Below are 15,962 nucleotides of genomic sequence, written 5' to 3'. Positions count from 1 at the left end.
ATGACGTGGCTCAGCTGCACGGACCATTCACCGCTGACTCCAGTGCTTGATCCAGTGCTTGAACATGGCGCATCTGGGCGGTTAACGTCTGTAGCCTCCCGGCTACCCTGTGCCACCTCCCCGTGCGCGCAGCGACAATGTTGGCCGGGTTCGGATATGGAAAAAAGCAAACATGGCAACTGACCTCATCACCGAAGCAGGCTACCAAGCCCTGAAAGATGAACTGGACTGGCTTTGGCGAGATGAGCGACCAGAGATCACGCGCAAAGTGACCTGGGCGGCGTCACTGGGCGATCGCAGTGAAAATGCGGACTACCAGTACAACAAGAAAAGGTTGAGGGAAATCGACCGTCGTGTCCGCTACCTTCGCAAGCGCATCGAGAACCTGCGCGTGGTGCCTTACTCGCCCGCGCAGGAAGGAAAAGTGTTTTTTGGAGCATGGGTGACCATCGCCAACGAGCACGACCAAAGCAAGCGGTTCCGAATCGTCGGCGCGGATGAAATCTACGACCGCAAGGACTTCATCTCCATCGACTCACCGATGGCCCGGGCCTGCATAGGCAAGTGCGTCGGGGACGAGATCAAGGTGCGCACACCCACGGGAGAAGCCTACTGGGACGTCACCGACATTCAATACGATGCACACGAAGCCGCGCCACGATTCGTCAAACCCTGATCGCTTTGCACCGTCGCAGAAGACGGCAGACTTTCAGCGTGCCGTGATCAGCCCTTGGCGCGCGATACGGACCAGATGGCCGATCACTTCGGCCGAGGCCTCGGGCGCGGGCGCTTGAATCACGGCAAGGTCGAACCGGTCATTGGCGTACTGGGCGAAATGCTCGCCGGTCTCGGCAAACTGGATCAGGAATGCACGGGCCTGGCCTCGTCGACGAGACAAGCCTTCAAGGTGGCGCAAAAGTGTGGGCTGGTGCGCCCCCCCAAGCAGGATGCGCGGGGTGCGCGACGCCTGACTGACAGGCAGAGGGCTTAGACAGACACTGGTACGTGGGCAACTCATGGTGAATTCTCCGCCTCGCCAATCTCGCTGGGCAGCGGTGGGAGGCGTCACCGAACCAGCGCTTTAGCGGTATTTCGGGACACCCCTCGGGCGTCTCTGCGCCCCGCAAGTAGCTGTTTAAATCGGCGCAGGCGTCATGCTAGAGCGATTGAACCGAACATGCAAGCGCACGATTCTGGCCAATTGCCCGCCTCGGTGCAGCCTCGCTTAGTGCTTGCCCTTGGGCTCCAGCACCCGCCGCTCCCGATTGAACGCCAGGAAGTACTTGTTCACGCTGTTGACGAAGTTGACCGGCCCCATGCCCACCTGCTCCATGGCGATGCGTTCGGTCTGGAAGAACCATTGGTTACCGTTGAGCCCACGCTTGCGCGCTTCGGCGCGCATGGCTTGCACGCGCTCGGGCCCCAGGTTGTAGGCGGCCAACACGAACGCCATGCGCTCACGTTCATTGATGCGGGGGCTGGAGAAGAACTTGCGACGGATCAGGGCCAGGTAACGCGCACTGGCCTGAACGTTGCCGTCCACCGTCTTGATGTTACTGACCCCGACCCGTTGGGCAGCCGCCGGCGTGATTTGCATTAACCCGTGTGCGCCCCCTGCCCCCCGCGCGGCCGGGTTGAGGGTCGACTCCTTGAATGCCAAGGCGGCAAGGTTGAGCCAGTCGATCTGCTGCGCCTGGCCATGCTTTTGCAACACGGCGCTGACCGAGGCCAGCCGTTGACGGTCCTGGCGGGCGAGCGGGTTGTGTACCCGGTACTGACGCCGATAGATGCGTTCGAATGCTGCATCCTCGTTGTCAGGGGCGCGATAGTTCTGTAGGAAGCGGTCGACCGATGCCTGCAACTGCGGCGAGTCACGACCAACGTACCAGCGCATGGCTTGCGAGGGCCCCAGGTGCACACGCGGGTTGACACGCAGCTTCGGCATGACCTTTGACCAGCGGCGGGCGATCGGCTGTTCGACCACGGTCAAGTGATAGATACCGGCCTGGACCATCTCCAGCACATCCTCGATCGCCAGGGTCGGATCGACCCACTCCACCTTGACGGGGGGACGCTTGCGCAGGGCCAGACGCTGGTTCAGTTGCTCGATCAACGGGCCCGCGGCACTGGCGCTGGTCAGCGCGATGGTGCGACCTGACAATTGTTCCGCCTGGCTGAAGGTGCGCTCCCCCTTGCGCCCAACCAACACCAGCGCCACCTGATCACGCACCGGGGCAGTTGCTACTACGTTACGCACCGTAGCAGGATCGAGCAGTTCCCCTGGCGCGGCCAAGTCGCCCTCGCCCCGGCCCAGTGCGCCCAGGAGCTGCTCCTTGGCGCGTGGGATAAGTTTGAGCTCGATGCGCTGGCTGTCCTCTACCCGGGCATTGAGAAAGTGCTCGAGCGCGCGCAGGCGGTAGTACTCGACGCCCACGGGCTCGCCTTTCACTTCGCCGGAGCTGTTGCGGCTTTGATTGACCAGCACGCGCAAGACCTTGCTGCTGCGGATGTGCTGGAGATCGCGGGCATTGGCCGGCGCAATGTGATACTGCGGGCCCGGTGGGCGTACCTGCGTCTGCGCTTGGCTGGCCAGGGGCAGCCCCAACAGCAGCATGAACATGAGCCAGTAGCGTGGCATTCAAGGTATCCGTCGTGAGTGGTTAGCCAGCATGACGTTCGCCACGTTAGGGCTTGAGGTCAAAAAGACCATGCCCTGGACTTGAAGTTCTTGGACAGCCGTTAGGCACGGGCTTTTGCTATGCTGGCGTCCCTGCGGCACGAGGTAGCACCATGCAATTGATCGACATTGGCGTCAACCTGACCAACAGCAGTTTCGATGGCCGCCAAGCGGAAGTGGTCAACCGCGCCTTGGAAGCGGGCGTCGAGCAAATGGTCCTGACAGGCACCAGCTTGCCTGTAAGTGAACAGGCCATTGGCCTTTGCCAGCAACTGGACAGCGCGCAAAGTCACCTGTTCGCAACGGCTGGGGTTCACCCGCACGATGCAGACAGCTGGAACAGCCAGAGCGAACAGCACATGCGCCACCTGCTTGTCGAGCCGCGGGTGCGCGCCGTGGGCGAATGCGGCCTGGACTTCAACCGCGATTTCTCTCCACGCCCTGCGCAGGAGAAGGCCTTGCACGCCCAGCTAGCATTGGCCGTGGAGTGCCAACTTCCGGTGTTTCTCCATGAGCGCGACGCCAGTGAGCGCCTGCTGGCCATCCTCAAAGAGTATCGCGATCACTTAAAAGCAGCCGTGGTCCACTGTTTCACCGGGGAACGTGCTGCGCTGTTCAGCTACCTTGACCTGGACCTGCACATCGGCATCACTGGCTGGATTTGTGATGAACGGCGCGGGACGCACCTGCATGGATTGGTGGGCAGTATACCCACCGGCCGCTTGATGCTGGAGAGCGATGCCCCCTATTTACTGCCGCGCAGCCTGCGCCCCAAGCCCAAGAACGGGCGTAACGAGCCGGCGTACCTGCCTGAGGTCCTGCGAGAAGTGGCACTGCACCGCAGGGAAACCCTGCAAGATACCGCCGCGCACACCACTGCCACGGCCAAGGCATTCTTCGAATTGCCGTCGCAATCCTGATATCTCTTGATACATATCAACACCCCTCGAGTCGCCGCGGGCACAATGATGGCACCTTGCCAATATTGTTTCCGCTCAACTCAGAGAAGACCTGCCCATGGGTGCCTGGCTTAGCAATGTTTCCCTGAAATACAAGTTCTGGGCGGTCAACGCCGTCGCTTTCGTGACCACTTTGCTGCTGGTGCTGTACGCCGTCCATCTGGAGCAGCGCGCCCGTGCTGAAGGCGCTGAACATCAAGCAAACGCCCAGGCAAACCTGCTGGCAGCGTGGCCACAAGGCCAACCGTTGCCTCTTTCGGCAAGCGTCATCACCTGGGGTGCAGGGCAGACGCCCTCCTTTGCCGGCGAGACCCTGGAGGCCTTGCGCGGCGCTCAGGGCTGGATAGCGCTGCCCTCCAACCAACTGTTGGGACAAGACCCCATTCAGGGCGCTCATGTGCTGCAGAGCGGTGATCAGCGTGTTGCCGTGATCGCCCAGTCACCCAGCCTGCGCCAGGTCTTCATCGATCGATTTACGCATTACGCGGTGTGCGTGTTGATTCTGATGCTGGCCATGCTCGCCGCTTCGCAACTGCTGATCCGCTTTCTACTCAGCCAACTCAACACGCTCAAGGACGTGATGCTGCATGTGGAAAAAACCGGTGATCTGGCGGCGCGTGTACCGCTGGCCGGCGGTGACGAAGTCGGTCAGATGGCGGGCGCCTTCAACGCCATGCAGGGCACCTACCACCGTATCGTCAGCACCGTCGCCACCACCGCAGCACAGCTCGACTCAGGTGCCGCGCGTCTTGCGGCCAGCATGAACGAGGTGCGTCACGGCATGCTCGGCCAGCAAAGCGAAACCGACCAAGCCGCGACAGCCATCAATGAAATGTCCGCCACTGTCTACCATATCGCCCAGCATGCAGGGGCGACCCGCGATCTGTCCCAGACTGCCGACACGCTCGCGGGCGGTGGGAAAGACGTGGTCAATCGCGTGCAGACGTCCATTGCCGGGCTTTCCAGCGGCGTTCAGCAGACCGCCGAAATGATCCGTCAACTCGCCGAAGACAGCCAGAAGATCAATGGTGTGGTCAGTGTCATTCACAGCATTGCCGAGCAGACCAACCTGCTGGCATTGAACGCGGCCATAGAGGCGGCCCGTGCCGGTGACCTGGGTCGTGGGTTTGCCGTGGTGGCCGATGAGGTCCGCAACCTGGCCAAACGCGTTCAGTCATCTACCGACGAGATCACTACCATGGTGTCTGCCCTGCAGTCAGGCACGCGTGATGCGGTCGAGTTTATGCAGGAAAGCTCCTACAAAGCAGACGATTGTGTGAAACAGGCCCAGGAAGCAGGAGCGGCATTGGCCGAGATCACTGGGGCAGTGGCGCAGATGCGTGAAAGCAACACCCAGATCGCCGTGGCTGCCGAACAACAGAGCCAGGTGGCAGAGGAAATGAACCGTGCCGTCGTCAGCATCCGTGATGTGACCGAGCAAACCGTGCAGCAGACCGTAGGTTCGGCCACCACCAGTTCGGAACTTGCGACACTGGCCGGGGCACTGAACAAGGCTATAGGTCAACTGAAGCTATAACGGTCATAGGCAGTGGCGATTGGCTCTGGCCGCGCCTGCACACTACGCTTTGGGCATGACCGAGAGGAAATGCCCATGAACAAACGTCTACCCAATCTGCTCGCCTGGCAATGGCGCGGCTACCCGCACAGTCATCGTCACCCTGCGAACCTGGTGCTGCATTTGATTGCGGTTCCGCTGTTCATTCTGGGCGTCCTGTTGATCGTGTCCGGATTGTTTGGGCTGGATATCGTGCAGCTGGCGGTCGGCGTGCTCGCCCTGGTCGCGGCCCTTGGACTTCAACGTCACGGCCATCGCCTGGAAGCTGATACCCAAGAGCCCTTCATCAATCGCACCGACCGTGTTCAACGTGTACTCAGCGAGCAGTTCATCACGTTCCCGCGTTTTGTGGTGAGTGGCGCGTGGTGGCAGGCCTGGCGCGACCGTCACAAGCCTCGGCGGTGACGGGCATCACCCAAACACCGTCACCGTTTGCCTGCTCAAGGCCAACAATGCGCCGTCTGCACTCCATAATGCAGCGGCCGCATGGCCATATCCCTCGCGTGCGTACTCGGTTTCCACACGGTACTGGCACCAATCGCCAGCGTTCAGCGAGCGTACAGACTGGACGAACTCGATGGTCCAGGTAAGTGTACTGCCGGCTGCAGGCTGTCTGAGCATGGGCAGAACGCTAGGTGGCCAGGCGTCTACCAACGCCAGCAGGTGCGCCTCGTTCATTTCCCCGTCTTGCAGGTCACGCAGGCGCACCCAGCCCCCCATGGTGCGCGAGTCATTGCCGCTGAACGGAAGCCCACCGATCGCCCAGCGCAACTCCAGGTTTTTCATGAATTGCGGTGTCACACCTGGGATATGAGGCAATGGTGCTGCACTCGCCTCAAGCGCCGGCATTTCTGGTGCAGGTACGGCGGGTACGGACACGGCAGAGCTTCGTGCAGCCCCGAAACTGCCCTGTACCAGCGTCACCACCTGTCCTTGCTGCACGGCGCGGCCCAGCAGCGTGCTGACACCCGTGCCATGGCGCAATCGCTCGACCTCCAGCCGAATCGGGGTATCTGCCGAGGCAGGACCCACGAAAGTAATGGCCAGTGAGCGCACCGGGCGGTCATGACCTAGCCGGGAACGCATCGCCTCGAACACCATGGCAGCCATCAGGCCGCCAAAAATCGCTCGCCCCTGGCCCCAGCCTGCCGGTACGCGCACGCTGTCGGGATGAGCTCTGGCAGCCTCGAGCACTTGTTCGAACGTCATTGGGCAGCTCCTGCACGGGTAACGGGTGCTCCCATCCTAGCCGGCCCTGGCCCCTGCAACAGCCTTCATATCGGTCATTGTCCGGGCTTGCGGCGGGCCAACGCAGCACCCAACGCGTCCAGCGTGCTGTCCGACCGCCGCTCGGCCTCTTCCAACTGGTGTTGCCATCCGCTAATGCAGCCCGCCAGATCGGCGTGCTGTTGCGCTTGCAGCAACCATTGCAGACGGTCATGCCAATCCCCCAGATCGCCCTGTGCTCGTTTCAGGGTGCGTTTGAGCTTCTTCGGGGCGTGGCCGAACGGGGGGTAGGCTTCGTCTGCGTACCGCGCTCGTTTGATCAGCAACCGCAACCGGTGACGATCGTGATTGGGATCCTGCAAGGCCTCGGTCAGCTTGCGCCACTGTTTGCGCAAGCGTTTCTCGATACGCTTGTCCAACGCCTGAATCAGGCCATCGCGATCTGCGCCACGCAAAAACGCGGGAAACGCATCCACCGCCCCCAGTAATCGGGTCAGCTGCGGGCTGCGTGCGACGCTGGCGTAGGATGGCCCTCGCCCTTGCAGACGCCTGCGCCCGGCCTGCTCGAACCCTTGGGTAATGAGGGCGGCGCCCAGCACTTCGGCATCGCGCAGCGGCGTGGTGAGCGTCCCTAGCGCCTTGGCGGCACTTTCGAGTTGCTCCACACCAGGCAGCCCGCGCAGTGGTCGTACCAGGCTGCGCAGGCGGCGCACGGTGGTGCGCAGGTCGTGCAGGGCTTCACTGTCGGTGTCGACCGCCAGGCGTTCGCGGCACGCCAGGAGCCTGACGTGCAAGGTGATGATCTGGGCGATGAGGTGATCAAGCATGTCAGACATGTGGCAACCCTCGATCAACGGCCGGCACGGGACTCACGGATGTAGAAGCGTGCTTTTTCAGCCTTGCGCGTGCAGCTTTCGTAACCCTCGAATTGCTGCTGCGTCTTGGCGCCTGTAAGCAGCGACAGCGCCTTGGAATAACTCACGGCCCCCGCAAAGCCTTCAGCCTTGGCCAGGTCAAGCTCCTTCCAGGCGGCGTCCAGTTGTGTGGCACAGCTGTCACGGTATGCCGTCTTGCCAGCGCAACCAGCAAGGGTCAGGGCAATCAACGGCAGGCAGATCCAGGCTTTCATCAGCTAAACCTCTGAGGGAGAGAAACAATGCATGTTCGACGCCAACCCCTTGTAAAAGTGCCCGCCTGGCTTTGACCAAGCAGGTCCTCGACAGGTTGCGCATTGCTGCCAAGGGTACGATGCGTGCATTGTAGAGCTTAAGTGGCGAACGCTGAGGGAAGTTGATGAACAAACGCGTGGCATTGGTGCTCGGATCAGGCGGGGCCAGAGGGTATGCGCACATCGGCGTGATCGAGGAGATCGAACGTCGCGGATATGAAATCGCATGCATTGCCGGGTGCTCCATGGGAGCGGTCGTTGGCGGCATTTACGCTGCAGGCAAGCTTGAGCAATACAAACGCTGGATCGAGAGCCTGGACTATCTGGATGTCCTGCGCCTGGTGGATGTTAGCTTTAGTCTGGGCGCTATTCGGGGCGACAAGGTCTTCGGTCAGATCCGCAAGATAGTAGGCGACATCAACATTGAGCAATTGCGCATTCCTTATACCGCCGTTGCAGCTGACCTGACCAACCAACAGGAAATCTGGTTTCAGGAAGGCTGCCTGCACCAAGCCATGCGCGCCTCGGCTGCCATACCCAGTCTATTCACGCCCGTGGTTCAAGGTAACCGCATGCTGGTCGACGGCGGCATCCTCAACCCGTTACCCATCGTGCCCGTGGTATCGAGCCACTGCGACCTGATCATTGCGGTCAACCTCAACGCCACCAACCAGAAGCAGTATCAACTTCCGGTGATAGAGCGACCTGCAGCCTTCAAGATGAGATTCGATGCACTGATCAACTCGCTTGGCTCGCACCTGCCGTTTCGCCGCAAGCCCGCCGAAGAGTTGGTCCGTATTGAAAAAGGCATGACGCGCGATCGTTTTTCCCCCGTGAACCCGTGGCTGGCCGAATCGGCAGATCCGCAGACACAGCAGCCTACGGCGGCCCCCGAAAGCGAATGCGCGCCCAAGTCTGCCACCGGTTCGTTCATCATCGACAACGTAGGGCCGGCCTCGCTGCTGGACTTGATCAACCAGAGTTTCGAAGTCATGCAGACTTCACTGGCGCAGTACAAGATCGCCGGCTATCCGCCTGACGTACTGATCAACGTTCCCAAGCGTGTGTGTCGCTTCTTCGAGTTCTACAAGGCGCCCGAGCTGATCGCACTGGGCCGCGAGATCGCACGCGACACATTGGACAATCATGAGGGTGTCAAACGCTAACGCTTGCGGTGCCTGCGCACAGGAAAAAAAACAGGCCGCTTATAGCGGCCTGTCGCGTGTTTCCAAACGGCTTTAGTAACGCGTGATGTCCGCGTTGGCCTCCAGCTGTTTGCGGTAGGCGGCGAAGTCCTGCTGACCCGCACGAGACGCCAAGTAGCGGCGGATCTGCTGCTTCTCTTCATCAGTGGCCGCAGCACCGTCATTGACACCCTTGAGTTGCAGCACGACCAGGCTGCCATCACGCAGCACGACGCTGCCATAGACGGGCTTGTCCTTGGCTTGCGGCTTGCCGAGACGGAACAATGCCTGCAGCTCGACAGGATCGATACCTTCCTGACCACGCGAGACGGCTTCATAGGGCTTCCAGCCCTGGCCTTCCTGAACGCTTCCAGGGGCGATGGAGCCGTCACGCAGCCCCGCGATCAGCTTGTCCGCCTTGGCCTTGAGGGCAGCGGTGGCTTTCTCTTTGGCCAGATGCTCGCGAATGTTCTTGGCAACCGTCTCGAGTGGCAGCTGTGCAGGCTTGCGGTGTTCCTTGACGCGCAGTACCACCGTCGTCTCCGGATCGAGCTCGATGGCGGTGCTGTTGGCACCCTCTTCCAGCACTTCCTCCGAGAACGCTGCCTGCACCACGGAGCGGTTGGCAGTGATACCGTCGCCGCCTTCGCGACCGAACGGAGCGGACGTTTGCACCTTGAGGTTCAAGTCCTGGGCCGGCTGCACCAGGTCGGAGGCCTCGTAAGCGGCATCCTGCAACTGCTTGCTGGCGTCCACGTAGCGTTGCTCGACCAGTGGCGTCTTGAGGTCGCGGGTCAGCTTGTCTTTCAGGCTCGCGAAGCTCGGCACCTCGGGCGCTTCAACGCCCAGCAGCTTAATGATGTGATAGCCGTATTCGGTACGAACCGGGGCTGAGACCTGACCGTCGTGCAGCTGATACAGCGCCTGTTCGAACGCCGGATCGTACACACCAGGGCCGGCAAAGCCAAGGTCACCGCCGTTGCTGGCCGAACCTGGGTCCTGGGAAAATTCCTTCGCCAACGCGGCAAAATCTTCACCCTTGGCCAGGCGCTGTTCGATTTCGTCAGCACGCGCCTTGGCTTGGGCATCGGTGGTCTTGTCGTTGACCTCGATGAGGATATGCGCCGCGCGGCGCTGTTCGGCCAGGTTGGCGATCTCTTTCTCGTACTGAGCCTTGAGCGCCTCGTCAGTGACCTTGGCCTGGTCAAAGAACGACGATTTCTTGAGCTCTACGTAATCGATGACGACTTGGTCAGGCGACATGAACTCTTTGGCATGGGCGTCATAGTGCTGCTTGACCTCTTCGTCGCTGATCTTGATCGCGGCTGGGTCGGCCTTGAAGGTCAAGGACGCGAAATCGCGGGTCTGCTTCTCAAGGCGTGCAAAAGCATCGACTTGCTGATCGGTTACGAAGCTGCTGCCGGCGATCCCGGCACGTAACTGCCCGATGAGCATTTCTTCACCGAGCATTTCGCGAAACTGCATACGCCCATAGCCCATCTGGCGGATGACCTGGTCGAAGCGGTCGCTGTTGAACTTGCCGTCAACCTGGAACTCCGGCGTTTGAAGCATGACTTGATCGAGCGCAGCATCGGAAAACGCGAATTTGGCATCCTTCGCACCTTCGAGCAACAGCTTGCGGCTGATCAGACCCTTGAGGGCCTCTTCACGCAGCAGCTTGTCGTCAAGCAGCGCAGGATCGAAGTCCTTGCCCAGTTGCTGCACCAGCTGGCGGCGCTGCATGTCGGCCGCCTGGCTCAGCTCGTTCTGGCTGATCGTTTCGCCGTTGACCTTGGCAGCATCCTGGCTGTGGCTGGCGGCTTGGAAAATGGCTTCGAACCCGGTCAATGCCATTAATACGACAATGAGACCGATAATGGTTTTGGCAATCCAACCTTGTGAATTGTCCCTGATATTTTGCAGCATGCGTCCCCCAGAGACGGCTGTACCACTGCGTCGACAACCGCGGAGCGTGGGTAGAGTCCTGATAAAAGAAAGGCGCATCCGAGGATGCGCCTTTTCTTAGCATACGAATCAGGCGGTAACGTTTGCGTCCCGCCTTCAGCGTGCTCGGACCTGGCCTGGCCGGGTCCGGCTGAAAGAGACGACTTAGTTGACGGCGTCTTTCAGGCCTTTACCTGCCTTGAAACCTGGAACCTTGGCGGCTTCAATTTTGATCGCCTTACCGGTCTGCGGGTTACGGCCAGTACGCTCAGCGCGTTCCTTGACAGTGAAGGTGCCGAAGCCGACCAGAACGACAGAGTCGCCTTGCTTCAGGGCGCCGGTGACGGTTTCGATCACTGCGTCCAGCGCTCTGCCAGCAGTGGCTTTGGGAATGTCTGCATGTGCGGCGATAGCGTCAATCAGTTCCGACTTGTTCACTCGTAAGTCCCCTTGTGCTCTATTGAGTATGTTTCTAAGTATGTAAAGAAAAGCGTGTGAAAACGGTGCTGGGTGGCCTGATGACACTCACGTGCCGCTTTATAGCAAGGCGCCGAAAATACTGTCAAGAAAGCCACCCGGGCTGAAACTGTTAGTGCGTGCTAATTCTTTCCTTTGCCTCACTGTCGCGCTTATCGTCCTTCGCGACAATCTCGGAAGCCACATCTGGCAAGGGCTCCGGGGCGTATTGCAGCGCAATTTGCAGGACTTCGTCAATCCATTTGACCGGTTTGATCTGCAGATCCTGTTTAATATTTTCCGGGATTTCCTTCAGGTCGCGCACGTTCTCCTCAGGAATGATCACCGTCTTGATGCCGCCCCGGTGTGCGGCCAGCAGTTTTTCCTTGAGCCCGCCAATGGCCAGAACCTGGCCGCGCAACGTGATCTCGCCTGTCATCGCTACATCCGCGCGCACAGGTATCTGAGTGAGTGCCGACACCAGCGCGGTGCACATGCCGATGCCTGCACTCGGGCCATCCTTGGGGGTGGCGCCTTCGGGCATATGAATATGAACGTCGTGCTTTTCATGGAAGTCTGCTGCGATCCCCAGGCTGCGGGCACGGCTGCGCACCACTGTCTGCGCGGCCGTAATCGACTCGACCATGACGTCACCGAGCGAACCGGTCTTGATCAATTGGCCCTTGCCAGGAATGACCACGGACTCGATGGTGAGCAATTCGCCGCCCACTTGTGTCCATGCCAGACCCGTCACCTGGCCGATCTGGTCCTGCTGCTCGGCCAGGCCATAACGGAACTTGCGCACGCCCAGAAGGTGTTCGAGCTGCTCGCCGGTCACCTTGACGTTGACCTGCTTTTGCCCTGCATGTTCCTTGACGACCTTACGGCAGACCTTGGCAATCTGACGCTCAAGACCACGCACACCCGCTTCGCGCGTGTAGTAACGAATGATGTCGCGAATGGCCGAGACATCGATCTCCAGCTCTTCTTTTTTCAGGCCGTTCGCCTTGACCTGCTTGGGCACCAGGTATTTGACTGCGATGTTTATTTTTTCATCTTCGGTGTAACCCGGCAGACGAATGATCTCCATCCGGTCCAGCAACGCTGGCGGGATGTTCATCGAGTTGGAGGTGCACAGGAACATCACGTCCGACAGGTCGTAATCGACCTCCAGATAGTGATCGTTGAAGTTGTGGTTCTGCTCGGGGTCCAGCACCTCCAGCAGTGCCGAGGCCGGATCGCCGCGCATGTCGCTGCCCATCTTGTCGATTTCATCGAGCAGGAACAGCGGGTTGCGAACGCCCACTTTGGTCATCTTCTGAATCAACCGGCCGGGCATGGAGCCGATATAGGTCCGGCGGTGGCCGCGGATTTCAGCTTCATCCCGTACCCCGCCCAGGGCCATGCGCACGAATTTACGGTTGGTCGCAGCGGCAATGGATTCGGCCAGGGACGTCTTGCCCACGCCAGGTGGGCCAACCAGGCACAGCACTGGGCCACGGATTTTCTTGACGCGCTTTTGCACGGCAAGGTACTCGAGAATACGGTCCTTGACCTCTTCCAGACCGTAGTGGTCTGCATCAAGAATGTCTTCGGCCTTGGCAAGGTCCAGGCGCACTTTGCTCTGCGCTTTCCAAGGCACCTGAACCAGCCAGTCCAGGTAGGAACGCACTACGGTGGCCTCAGCCGACATCGGCGACATTTGCTTGAGCTTGTTCAGCTCAGCCTGGGCCTTGGTCATGGCGTCCTTGGGCAGGCCAGCGGCCTCGATACGCTTTTTCAGCTCCTCGAGCTCGTTATGACCCTCATCACCATCGCCAAGCTCTTTCTGAATGGCCTTCATCTGCTCATTCAGGTAGTACTCGCGCTGGCTGCGCTCCATCTGCTTTTTCACCCGGCCACGGATGCGCTTTTCGACCTGCAGCAGGTCAATCTCGGCATCAAGCAGTGCCAGGACATGCTCGACCCGCGTTGGCAGGTCGACGATTTCCAGAATTTCCTGTTTCTGCTCGATCTTCAGGGCCATGTGGGCGGCCATGGTGTCGACCAGACGCCCGGGCTCATCGATGCTGTTGAGCGATGACATCACTTCGGCAGGCACTTTCTTGCCCAGTTGCACGTACTGCTCGAACTGCGAAAGCAGTGTGCGCACAAATACTTCCGACTCGCGCTCTACAGCCTCGGTTTCGTCGATCAGGGACACTTCGGCGCGCACATGGCCATCGACTTCACTGAAGCGCTCGACAGTACCCCGCTGCTCACCTTCGACCAGCACTTTCACGGTACCGTCAGGCAGTTTCAGCAGCTGGAGCACGGTGGCTACGGTACCAACGCGGTATAGCGCGTCTTCGCCCGGATCGTCATCAGCCGGGTTTTTCTGGGCGAGCAGGAGAATCTGCTTTTCGCCCGTCATCGCGGCTTCGAGGGCCTCGATGGATTTCTCACGCCCCACAAACAGCGGGATGACCATGTGCGGGTAAACAACGACGTCGCGCAATGGCAAAAGAGGCAAGTCGAGGGTGGTCTTCATGATTTCGCCTCTACAGCGGCCTTAGTGGCCGGAAACCGTGGAATTGATGTTTGGACCTAATGTGGGGGTACACCCACGAAATTACAAGCGCTGGCGCAGGAAAAGCAAAAAGGGGGCCCAAGGCCCCCTCTGTGCTACACGGTCAGGCGACCTGCCCCTTGATCAGGCGTCAGGCGCGGCCTTGGCTTGCGGCTCGCTGTTCTCGTAGATCATCAGCGGCTGCGAGGTACCCTCGATGACGCTTTCATCGATCACCACCTTGCTGACTTCCTTCGCAGAGGGAATCTCGTACATGGTGTCGAGCAGCACGCCTTCCAGAATGGAACGCAGGCCACGGGCGCCAGTCTTGCGCTCCAACGCTTTGCGAGCAACGGCCTTGAGCGCATCACTGCGGAACTCGAGGTCGACGCTTTCCATCTCGAACAGCTTGGCGTACTGCTTGGTCAGCGCGTTCTTGGGTTCGGTCAAGATCTGGATAAGCGCTGCTTCGTCCAGCTCATCAAGCGTTGCCAATACTGGCAAGCGGCCCACAAACTCGGGGATCAGGCCAAACTTGACCAAGTCGTCAGGCTCGACCTCACGCAGAGACTCGCCGACTTTCTTGCCCTCTTCCTTGCTGCGCACTTCAGCACCGAAGCCCATGCCACCTTTGGTGGAGCGGTTCTGGATGACCTTTTCAAGGCCGGAGAACGCGCCACCACAGATGAACAGGATATTGCGGGTATCAACCTGCAGGAATTCCTGCTGCGGGTGTTTGCGGCCGCCCTGTGGAGGGACGGAAGCAACAGTGCCCTCGATGAGCTTCAGCAAAGCTTGCTGCACACCTTCACCCGAAACGTCACGGGTGATGGACGGGTTGTCCGACTTGCGCGAAATCTTGTCGATTTCGTCGATGTAGACAATACCCATCTGGGCTTTTTCCACATCGTAGTCGCACTTCTGCAGCAGCTTCTGAATGATGTTCTCGACGTCCTCCCCCACATAACCGGCTTCGGTCAGGGTGGTGGCGTCCGCGATCGTGAACGGTACGTTCAACAGGCGCGCCAGGGTTTCGGCAAGCAAGGTCTTACCCGAGCCCGTCGGGCCGATGAGCAGGATGTTGCTCTTGCCCAGCTCGACGTCGTCACCCTTCTTGTCACGCTGGTTCAAGCGCTTGTAGTGGTTGTAAACCGCCACGGCAAGCACCTTTTTCGCGCGTTCCTGACCAATGACGTACTGGTCGAGGATACCGCTGATTTCTTTCGGCGAAGGCAATTTGTGCGCGCTGCTTTCGGCCTGGGCTTCCTGCACCTCCTCGCGGATGATGTCATTGCACAGGTCGACGCACTCGTCGCAGATAAATACCGAGGGCCCGGCAATCAGTTTGCGCACTTCGTGCTGGCTTTTGCCGCAGAAGGAGCAATAAAGCAATTTGCCGCTGTCCTCGCCGTTACGGGTGTCAGTCATTCGATCGATCCAATCCGGTAGGCTTGCAACACAAGATGAAGGCAATTGCGGGCTTTTTCAAGTCCGCAGGCAGGCGCGTCATGCGCCTACCTGCCCTGGCCTCCCGCTTCAGGAAGCCAGTTGCCGCTTGTCGTATACCGAGTCGATCAGGCCGTACTCGGCTGCGCGCGAGGCGCTCATGAAGTTGTCACGCTCGGTGTCGCGCTTGATGGTTTCCAGATCCTGGCCGGTGTGGTAGGCCAGAAGCTCGTTCAGGCGCGCCTTGATGTTCAGGATTTCCTGGGCATGGATCTCGATATCGGTAGCCTGGCCCTGGAAACCGCCCAGTGGCTGGTGAATCATCACGCGCGAGTTCGGCAGGCAGTGACGCTTGCCCTTGGCACCGGCGGCGAGAAGGAACGCACCCATGCTGCAGGCCTGGCCGATGCAGATGGTCGATACATCCGGCTTGATGAACTGCATGGTGTCGTAGATCGACATGCCGGCGGTCACGGACCCACCCGGCGAGTTGATGTACAGATGGATATCCTTGTCCGGGTTTTCCGCCTCAAGGAACAACATCTGTGCGACGACGAGGTTGGCCATGTAGTCTTCGACCGGGCCAACAAGGAAGATCACGCGCTCCTTCAGGAGGCGCGAATAGATGTCGTAGGCGCGTTCGCCACGGGCGGACTGCTCGATAACCATAGGGACCAGGCCGCCTGCAGCCTGGATGTCAGAGCTCTGCTGAATAAAAGAATTGCGGGACATGTCCTGCGCTCACTCCCAAATAGTCATGGCTTGAATACACACAAG

General features: G+C 59.9%; 15 protein-coding genes. 5 read left to right on the top strand and 10 right to left on the bottom strand.

What is annotated here, in order from left to right:
• Window positions 1-172: 172 nt before the first annotated feature.
• Window positions 173-676, top strand: a complete 504-nt coding sequence (greB, locus tag B2S33_RS15030; protein WP_288650583.1) for a transcription elongation factor GreB — start codon at window positions 173-175, stop codon at window positions 674-676.
• Between the two features lie 33 nt (window positions 677-709).
• Here greB and B2S33_RS15025 read toward each other — a convergent pair whose 3' ends face one another.
• Together B2S33_RS15025 and B2S33_RS15020 are read right to left on the bottom strand one after the other, a co-directional pair.
• Entirely contained in the window at window positions 710-1,018 is a 309-nt protein-coding gene (locus B2S33_RS15025) for a hypothetical protein (protein ID WP_027914594.1), read from the bottom strand.
• A 207-nt stretch (window positions 1,019-1,225) separates the two neighbouring features.
• On the bottom strand, window positions 1,226-2,638 hold the full coding sequence (locus tag B2S33_RS15020) for a transglycosylase SLT domain-containing protein (RefSeq protein WP_049696271.1): 1,413 nt from the start codon (window positions 2,636-2,638) through the stop codon (window positions 1,226-1,228).
• 152 nt (window positions 2,639-2,790) lie between these two features.
• On the opposite strand from B2S33_RS15020, the gene B2S33_RS15015 reads away from it, so the two are divergent.
• The 3 genes from B2S33_RS15015 (at window position 2,791) to B2S33_RS15005 (ending at window position 5,617) form a co-directional block, all read left to right on the top strand.
• Window positions 2,791-3,597 (top strand): TatD family hydrolase, encoded by an 807-nt coding sequence (locus B2S33_RS15015; protein ID WP_028686931.1) that lies wholly within the window; start codon window positions 2,791-2,793, stop codon window positions 3,595-3,597.
• 97 nt (window positions 3,598-3,694) lie between these two features.
• Window positions 3,695-5,173, top strand: a complete 1,479-nt coding sequence (locus B2S33_RS15010; RefSeq protein WP_049696272.1) for a methyl-accepting chemotaxis protein — start codon at window positions 3,695-3,697, stop codon at window positions 5,171-5,173.
• Between the two features lie 75 nt (window positions 5,174-5,248).
• On the top strand, window positions 5,249-5,617 hold the full coding sequence (locus B2S33_RS15005) for a hypothetical protein (RefSeq protein WP_028686929.1): 369 nt from the start codon (window positions 5,249-5,251) through the stop codon (window positions 5,615-5,617).
• 6 nt (window positions 5,618-5,623) lie between these two features.
• On the opposite strand, the gene B2S33_RS15000 is transcribed toward B2S33_RS15005, so the two are convergent.
• The 3 genes from B2S33_RS15000 to B2S33_RS14990 all read right to left on the bottom strand — a co-directional run bounded on the left by B2S33_RS15000 (window position 5,624) and on the right by B2S33_RS14990 (window position 7,568).
• The gene (locus B2S33_RS15000) at window positions 5,624-6,421 is read right to left on the bottom strand and encodes an acyl-CoA thioesterase (protein ID WP_111475381.1); all 798 of its coding nucleotides are present in this window, start codon (window positions 6,419-6,421) and stop codon (window positions 5,624-5,626) included.
• Between the two features lie 74 nt (window positions 6,422-6,495).
• The gene (locus B2S33_RS14995; protein WP_110606830.1) at window positions 6,496-7,275 is read right to left on the bottom strand and encodes a CHAD domain-containing protein; all 780 of its coding nucleotides are present in this window, start codon (window positions 7,273-7,275) and stop codon (window positions 6,496-6,498) included.
• A gap of 14 nt (window positions 7,276-7,289) precedes the next feature.
• Window positions 7,290-7,568: a hypothetical protein gene (locus B2S33_RS14990; protein ID WP_023536014.1), complete on the bottom strand. Its 279-nt coding sequence runs from the start codon at window positions 7,566-7,568 to the stop codon at window positions 7,290-7,292.
• A 164-nt stretch (window positions 7,569-7,732) separates the two neighbouring features.
• Between B2S33_RS14990 and B2S33_RS14985 the strand changes: the two genes are divergently transcribed.
• A complete protein-coding gene (locus B2S33_RS14985; protein ID WP_236166885.1) occupies window positions 7,733-8,773 on the top strand; it encodes a patatin-like phospholipase family protein in 1,041 nt (346 codons plus the stop codon).
• 72 nt (window positions 8,774-8,845) lie between these two features.
• Here B2S33_RS14985 and B2S33_RS14980 read toward each other — a convergent pair whose 3' ends face one another.
• The 5 genes from B2S33_RS14980 to clpP all read right to left on the bottom strand — a co-directional run bounded on the left by B2S33_RS14980 (window position 8,846) and on the right by clpP (window position 15,917).
• Window positions 8,846-10,717 (bottom strand): SurA N-terminal domain-containing protein, encoded by a 1,872-nt coding sequence (locus B2S33_RS14980; protein ID WP_027914586.1) that lies wholly within the window; start codon window positions 10,715-10,717, stop codon window positions 8,846-8,848.
• Between the two features lie 183 nt (window positions 10,718-10,900).
• Complete coding sequence (locus B2S33_RS14975; protein WP_028686926.1) at window positions 10,901-11,173, bottom strand: HU family DNA-binding protein; 273 nt, start codon at window positions 11,171-11,173, stop codon at window positions 10,901-10,903.
• Between the two features lie 151 nt (window positions 11,174-11,324).
• The gene (gene lon, locus B2S33_RS14970) at window positions 11,325-13,721 is read right to left on the bottom strand and encodes an endopeptidase La (protein WP_027914584.1); all 2,397 of its coding nucleotides are present in this window, start codon (window positions 13,719-13,721) and stop codon (window positions 11,325-11,327) included.
• A gap of 162 nt (window positions 13,722-13,883) precedes the next feature.
• Entirely contained in the window at window positions 13,884-15,167 is a 1,284-nt protein-coding gene (gene clpX, locus B2S33_RS14965; RefSeq protein WP_023536000.1) for an ATP-dependent Clp protease ATP-binding subunit ClpX, read from the bottom strand.
• 108 nt (window positions 15,168-15,275) lie between these two features.
• Complete coding sequence (gene clpP, locus B2S33_RS14960; RefSeq protein WP_023536171.1) at window positions 15,276-15,917, bottom strand: ATP-dependent Clp endopeptidase proteolytic subunit ClpP; 642 nt, start codon at window positions 15,915-15,917, stop codon at window positions 15,276-15,278.
• Window positions 15,918-15,962 lie beyond the last annotated feature (45 nt).

Source organism: Pseudomonas sp. UBA5568 (assembly GCF_002425525.1).
Classification (GTDB): Bacteria; Pseudomonadota; Gammaproteobacteria; order Pseudomonadales; family Pseudomonadaceae; genus Aquipseudomonas; species Aquipseudomonas fulva.
Note: the sequence above shows the minus strand (reverse complement) of the source record. Positions and strands in the feature narration are given on the sequence as shown.

Excerpts from the sequence above, each read along its gene's own strand:
- clpX (WP_023536000.1), bottom strand. The coding sequence starts at position 15,167 with ATGACTGACACCCGTAACGGCGAGGACAGCGGCAAATTGCTTTATTGC.
- greB (WP_288650583.1), top strand. The coding sequence starts at position 173 with ATGGCAACTGACCTCATCACCGAAGCAGGCTACCAAGCCCTGAAAGAT.
- B2S33_RS15015 (WP_028686931.1), top strand. The coding sequence starts at position 2,791 with ATGCAATTGATCGACATTGGCGTCAACCTGACCAACAGCAGTTTCGAT.
- B2S33_RS15010 (WP_049696272.1), top strand. The coding sequence starts at position 3,695 with ATGGGTGCCTGGCTTAGCAATGTTTCCCTGAAATACAAGTTCTGGGCG.
- B2S33_RS14995 (WP_110606830.1), bottom strand. The coding sequence starts at position 7,275 with ATGTCTGACATGCTTGATCACCTCATCGCCCAGATCATCACCTTGCAC.
- lon (WP_027914584.1), bottom strand. The coding sequence starts at position 13,721 with ATGAAGACCACCCTCGACTTGCCTCTTTTGCCATTGCGCGACGTCGTT.
- B2S33_RS14980 (WP_027914586.1), bottom strand. The coding sequence starts at position 10,717 with ATGCTGCAAAATATCAGGGACAATTCACAAGGTTGGATTGCCAAAACC.
- B2S33_RS15000 (WP_111475381.1), bottom strand. The coding sequence starts at position 6,421 with ATGACGTTCGAACAAGTGCTCGAGGCTGCCAGAGCTCATCCCGACAGC.
- B2S33_RS14985 (WP_236166885.1), top strand. The coding sequence starts at position 7,733 with ATGAACAAACGCGTGGCATTGGTGCTCGGATCAGGCGGGGCCAGAGGG.
- B2S33_RS14990 (WP_023536014.1), bottom strand. The coding sequence starts at position 7,568 with ATGAAAGCCTGGATCTGCCTGCCGTTGATTGCCCTGACCCTTGCTGGT.
- B2S33_RS15020 (WP_049696271.1), bottom strand. The coding sequence starts at position 2,638 with ATGCCACGCTACTGGCTCATGTTCATGCTGCTGTTGGGGCTGCCCCTG.
- clpP (WP_023536171.1), bottom strand. The coding sequence starts at position 15,917 with ATGTCCCGCAATTCTTTTATTCAGCAGAGCTCTGACATCCAGGCTGCA.
- B2S33_RS15005 (WP_028686929.1), top strand. The coding sequence starts at position 5,249 with ATGAACAAACGTCTACCCAATCTGCTCGCCTGGCAATGGCGCGGCTAC.
- B2S33_RS15025 (WP_027914594.1), bottom strand. The coding sequence starts at position 1,018 with ATGAGTTGCCCACGTACCAGTGTCTGTCTAAGCCCTCTGCCTGTCAGT.